The following is a 4,982-nucleotide window of genomic DNA, read 5'->3' as shown; positions in this document are numbered from 1 at the left end:
AAGACTGATAGTCAACTGATTATCAGCATCACAAAGCAACACTCGTTAATTCGAGAGTTACCTTTCATTAATTTGAAAGTTTTGCGATTGCTGAGCCAAGTTTAGGGTTTTCTCAAAACCCAAGCAGTATTGAACTGAAGAGTTTGATCATGGCTCAGATTGAACGCTGGCGGCAGGCCTAACACATGCAAGTCGAGCGGATGAAGGGAGCTTGCTCCCTGATTTAGCGGCGGACGGGTGAGTAATGCCTAGGAATCTGCCTGGTAGTGGGGGATAACGTTCCGAAAGGAACGCTAATACCGCATACGTCCTACGGGAGAAAGCAGGGGACCTTCGGGCCTTGCGCTATCAGATGAGCCTAGGTCGGATTAGCTAGTTGGTGAGGTAATGGCTCACCAAGGCGACGATCCGTAACTGGTCTGAGAGGATGATCAGTCACACTGGAACTGAGACACGGTCCAGACTCCTACGGGAGGCAGCAGTGGGGAATATTGGACAATGGGCGAAAGCCTGATCCAGCCATGCCGCGTGTGTGAAGAAGGTCTTCGGATTGTAAAGCACTTTAAGTTGGGAGGAAGGGCAGTAAGCTAATACCTTGCTGTTTTGACGTTACCGACAGAATAAGCACCGGCTAACTTCGTGCCAGCAGCCGCGGTAATACGAAGGGTGCAAGCGTTAATCGGAATTACTGGGCGTAAAGCGCGCGTAGGTGGTTCGTTAAGTTGGATGTGAAAGCCCCGGGCTCAACCTGGGAACTGCATCCAAAACTGGCGAGCTAGAGTACGGTAGAGGGTGGTGGAATTTCCTGTGTAGCGGTGAAATGCGTAGATATAGGAAGGAACACCAGTGGCGAAGGCGACCACCTGGACTGATACTGACACTGAGGTGCGAAAGCGTGGGGAGCAAACAGGATTAGATACCCTGGTAGTCCACGCCGTAAACGATGTCAACTAGCCGTTGGGTTCCTTGAGAACTTAGTGGCGCAGCTAACGCATTAAGTTGACCGCCTGGGGAGTACGGCCGCAAGGTTAAAACTCAAATGAATTGACGGGGGCCCGCACAAGCGGTGGAGCATGTGGTTTAATTCGAAGCAACGCGAAGAACCTTACCTGGCCTTGACATGCTGAGAACTTTCCAGAGATGGATTGGTGCCTTCGGGAACTCAGACACAGGTGCTGCATGGCTGTCGTCAGCTCGTGTCGTGAGATGTTGGGTTAAGTCCCGTAACGAGCGCAACCCTTGTCCTTAGTTACCAGCACGTAATGGTGGGCACTCTAAGGAGACTGCCGGTGACAAACCGGAGGAAGGTGGGGATGACGTCAAGTCATCATGGCCCTTACGGCCAGGGCTACACACGTGCTACAATGGTCGGTACAAAGGGTTGCCAAGCCGCGAGGTGGAGCTAATCCCATAAAACCGATCGTAGTCCGGATCGCAGTCTGCAACTCGACTGCGTGAAGTCGGAATCGCTAGTAATCGTGAATCAGAATGTCACGGTGAATACGTTCCCGGGCCTTGTACACACCGCCCGTCACACCATGGGAGTGGGTTGCTCCAGAAGTAGCTAGTCTAACCTTCGGGGGGACGGTTACCACGGAGTGATTCATGACTGGGGTGAAGTCGTAACAAGGTAGCCGTAGGGGAACCTGCGGCTGGATCACCTCCTTAATCGAAGACATCAGCTTCTTCATAAGTATCCACACGAATTGCTTGATTCATAGTCGAAGACGATGCTGTAACGCGACCCTGTTATAGGTCTGTAGCTCAGTTGGTTAGAGCGCACCCCTGATAAGGGTGAGGTCGGCAGTTCAAATCTGCCCAGACCTACCAATTGCTTGGTGCAGAAGAATACGGGGCCATAGCTCAGCTGGGAGAGCGCCTGCCTTGCACGCAGGAGGTCAGCGGTTCGATCCCGCTTGGCTCCACCACTCTCTCGTGTTGCGGTGAGTGTTAAAGAGTTCAGAAATGAGCGCTTCAGGTTTGTCCTGTTGAGTGCTGATTTCTGGTCTTTTGACCGGTACGAAAATCGTTCTTTAAAAATTTGGATATGTGATAGAAGTGACTGATTAATTGCTTTCACTGGCAATTGATCTGGTCAAGGTAAAATTTGTAGTTCTCAAGACGCAAATTTTCGGCGAATGTCGTCTTCACGATTGAGACAGTAACCAGATTGCTTGGGGTTATATGGTCAAGTGAAGAAGCGCATACGGTGGATGCCTTGGCAGTCAGAGGCGATGAAAGACGTGGTAGCCTGCGAAAAGCTTTGGGGAGTCGGCAAACAGACTGTGATCCAGAGATCTCTGAATGGGGGAACCCACCCGGCACAAGCCGGGTATCTTGTACTGAATCCATAGGTGCAAGAGGCGAACCAGGGGAACTGAAACATCTAAGTACCCTGAGGAAAAGAAATCAACCGAGATTCCCTAAGTAGTGGCGAGCGAACGGGGACTAGCCCTTAAGTTGATTTGAGTGTAGTGGAAGGCTCTGGAAAGTGCCGCCGTAGTGGGTGATAGCCCCGTACACGAAACGCTCTTATCAATGAAATCGAGTAGGACGGGGCACGAGAAACCTTGTCTGAACATGGGGGGACCATCCTCCAAGGCTAAATACTACTGACTGACCGATAGTGAACCAGTACCGTGAGGGAAAGGCGAAAAGAACCCCGGAGAGGGGAGTGAAATAGAACCTGAAACCGTATGCGTACAAGCAGTGGGAGCCTACTTTGTTGGGTGACTGCGTACCTTTTGTATAATGGGTCAGCGACTTATATTCAGTGGCGAGCTTAACCGAATAGGGGAGGCGTAGCGAAAGCGAGTCTTAATAGGGCGCTTTAGTCGCTGGGTATAGACCCGAAACCGGGCGATCTATCCATGGGCAGGTTGAAGGTTAGGTAACACTGACTGGAGGACCGAACCGACTACCGTTGAAAAGTTAGCGGATGACCTGTGGATCGGAGTGAAAGGCTAATCAAGCTCGGAGATAGCTGGTTCTCCTCGAAAGCTATTTAGGTAGCGCCTCGTGTATCACTGCTGGGGGTAGAGCACTGTTTCGGCTAGGGGGTCATCCCGACTTACCAAACCGATGCAAACTCCGAATACCAGCAAGTGTCAGCACGGGAGACACACGGCGGGTGCTAACGTCCGTCGTGAAAAGGGAAACAACCCAGACCGTCAGCTAAGGTCCCAAAGTTATGGTTAAGTGGGAAACGATGTGGGAAGGCTTAGACAGCTAGGAGGTTGGCTTAGAAGCAGCCATCCTTTAAAGAAAGCGTAATAGCTCACTAGTCGAGTCGGCCTGCGCGGAAGATGTAACGGGGCTCAAACCATACACCGAAGCTACGGGTTCATCCTTTGGATGAGCGGTAGAGGAGCGTTCTGTAAGCCTGTGAAGGTGAGTTGAGAAGCTTGCTGGAGGTATCAGAAGTGCGAATGCTGACATGAGTAACGACAATGCGAGTGAAAAACTCGCACGCCGAAAGACCAAGGTTTCCTGCGCAACGTTAATCGACGCAGGGTTAGTCGGCCCCTAAGGCGAGGCAGAAATGCGTAGTCGATGGGAAACGGGTTAATATTCCCGTACTTCTAGTTACTGCGATGGAGGGACGGAGAAGGCTAGGCCAGCACGGCGTTGGTTGTCCGTGTTTAAGGTGGTAGGCTGAGATCTTAGGTAAATCCGGGATCTTAAGGCCGAGAGCTGATGACGAGCGTTCTTTTAGAATGCGAAGTGGTTGATGCCATGCTTCCAGGAAAAGCTTCTAAGCTTCAGGTAACTAGGAACCGTACCCCAAACCGACACAGGTGGTTAGGTAGAGAATACCAAGGCGCTTGAGAGAACTCGGGTGAAGGAACTAGGCAAAATGGCACCGTAACTTCGGGAGAAGGTGCGCCGGTGAGGGTGAAGTATTTACTGCGTAAGCCCATGCCGGTCGAAGATACCAGGCCGCTGCGACTGTTTATTAAAAACACAGCACTCTGCAAACACGAAAGTGGACGTATAGGGTGTGACGCCTGCCCGGTGCCGGAAGGTTAATTGATGGGGTTAGCGCAAGCGAAGCTCTTGATCGAAGCCCCGGTAAACGGCGGCCGTAACTATAACGGTCCTAAGGTAGCGAAATTCCTTGTCGGGTAAGTTCCGACCTGCACGAATGGCGTAACGATGGCGGCGCTGTCTCCACCCGAGACTCAGTGAAATTGAAATCGCTGTGAAGATGCAGTGTATCCGCGGCTAGACGGAAAGACCCCGTGAACCTTTACTATAGCTTTGCACTGGACTTTGAGCTTGCTTGTGTAGGATAGGTGGGAGGCTTTGAAGTGGGGACGCCAGTTCTCATGGAGCCATCCTTGAAATACCACCCTGGCAACCTTGAGGTTCTAACTCTGGCCCGTCATCCGGGTCGAGGACAGTGTATGGTGGGTAGTTTGACTGGGGCGGTCTCCTCCCAAAGAGTAACGGAGGAGTACGAAGGTGCGCTCAGACCGGTCGGAAATCGGTCGTAGAGTATAAAGGCAAAAGCGCGCTTGACTGCGAGACAGACACGTCGAGCAGGTACGAAAGTAGGTCTTAGTGATCCGGTGGTTCTGTATGGAAGGGCCATCGCTCAACGGATAAAAGGTACTCCGGGGATAACAGGCTGATACCGCCCAAGAGTTCATATCGACGGCGGTGTTTGGCACCTCGATGTCGGCTCATCACATCCTGGGGCTGAAGCCGGTCCCAAGGGTATGGCTGTTCGCCATTTAAAGTGGTACGCGAGCTGGGTTTAGAACGTCGTGAGACAGTTCGGTCCCTATCTGCCGTGGACGTTTGAGATTTGAGAGGGGCTGACCTTAGTACGAGAGGACCGGGTTGGACGAACCTCTGGTGTTCCGGTTGTCACGCCAGTGGCATTGCCGGGTAGCTATGTTCGGAAAAGATAACCGCTGAAAGCATCTAAGCGGGAAACTTGCCTCAAGATGAGATCTCACTGGAGCCTTGAGCTCCCT

The 4,982-nt window shown here is 52.0% G+C and carries 2 tRNA genes and 2 rRNA genes; all 4 read left to right on the top strand.

Features of this window, described 5'->3' with window-relative positions:
* Positions 1-131 precede the first annotated feature (131 nt).
* The 4 genes from N5J71_RS21980 to N5J71_RS21965 all read left to right on the top strand — a co-directional run bounded on the left by N5J71_RS21980 (position 132) and on the right by N5J71_RS21965 (position 4,979).
* Positions 132-1,668: ribosomal RNA gene (locus N5J71_RS21980) — 16S ribosomal RNA — on the top strand.
* Between the two features lie 85 nt (positions 1,669-1,753).
* A tRNA-Ile gene (locus N5J71_RS21975) sits at positions 1,754-1,830 on the top strand.
* A 22-nt stretch (positions 1,831-1,852) separates the two neighbouring features.
* Positions 1,853-1,928, top strand: a tRNA-Ala gene (locus N5J71_RS21970).
* Between the two features lie 258 nt (positions 1,929-2,186).
* Positions 2,187-4,979 (top strand): 23S ribosomal RNA (locus N5J71_RS21965).
* Together the 16S and 23S rRNA genes with 2 tRNA genes alongside form the textbook arrangement of a ribosomal RNA operon.
* Positions 4,980-4,982 lie beyond the last annotated feature (3 nt).

It is taken from the genome of Ectopseudomonas oleovorans (genome assembly GCF_029845265.1).
Taxonomy (GTDB): domain Bacteria; phylum Pseudomonadota; class Gammaproteobacteria; order Pseudomonadales; family Pseudomonadaceae; genus Aquipseudomonas; species Aquipseudomonas oleovorans.
The sequence above is the reverse complement of the archived record's forward strand: the minus strand, read 5'-3'. Positions and strand labels throughout refer to the sequence as shown.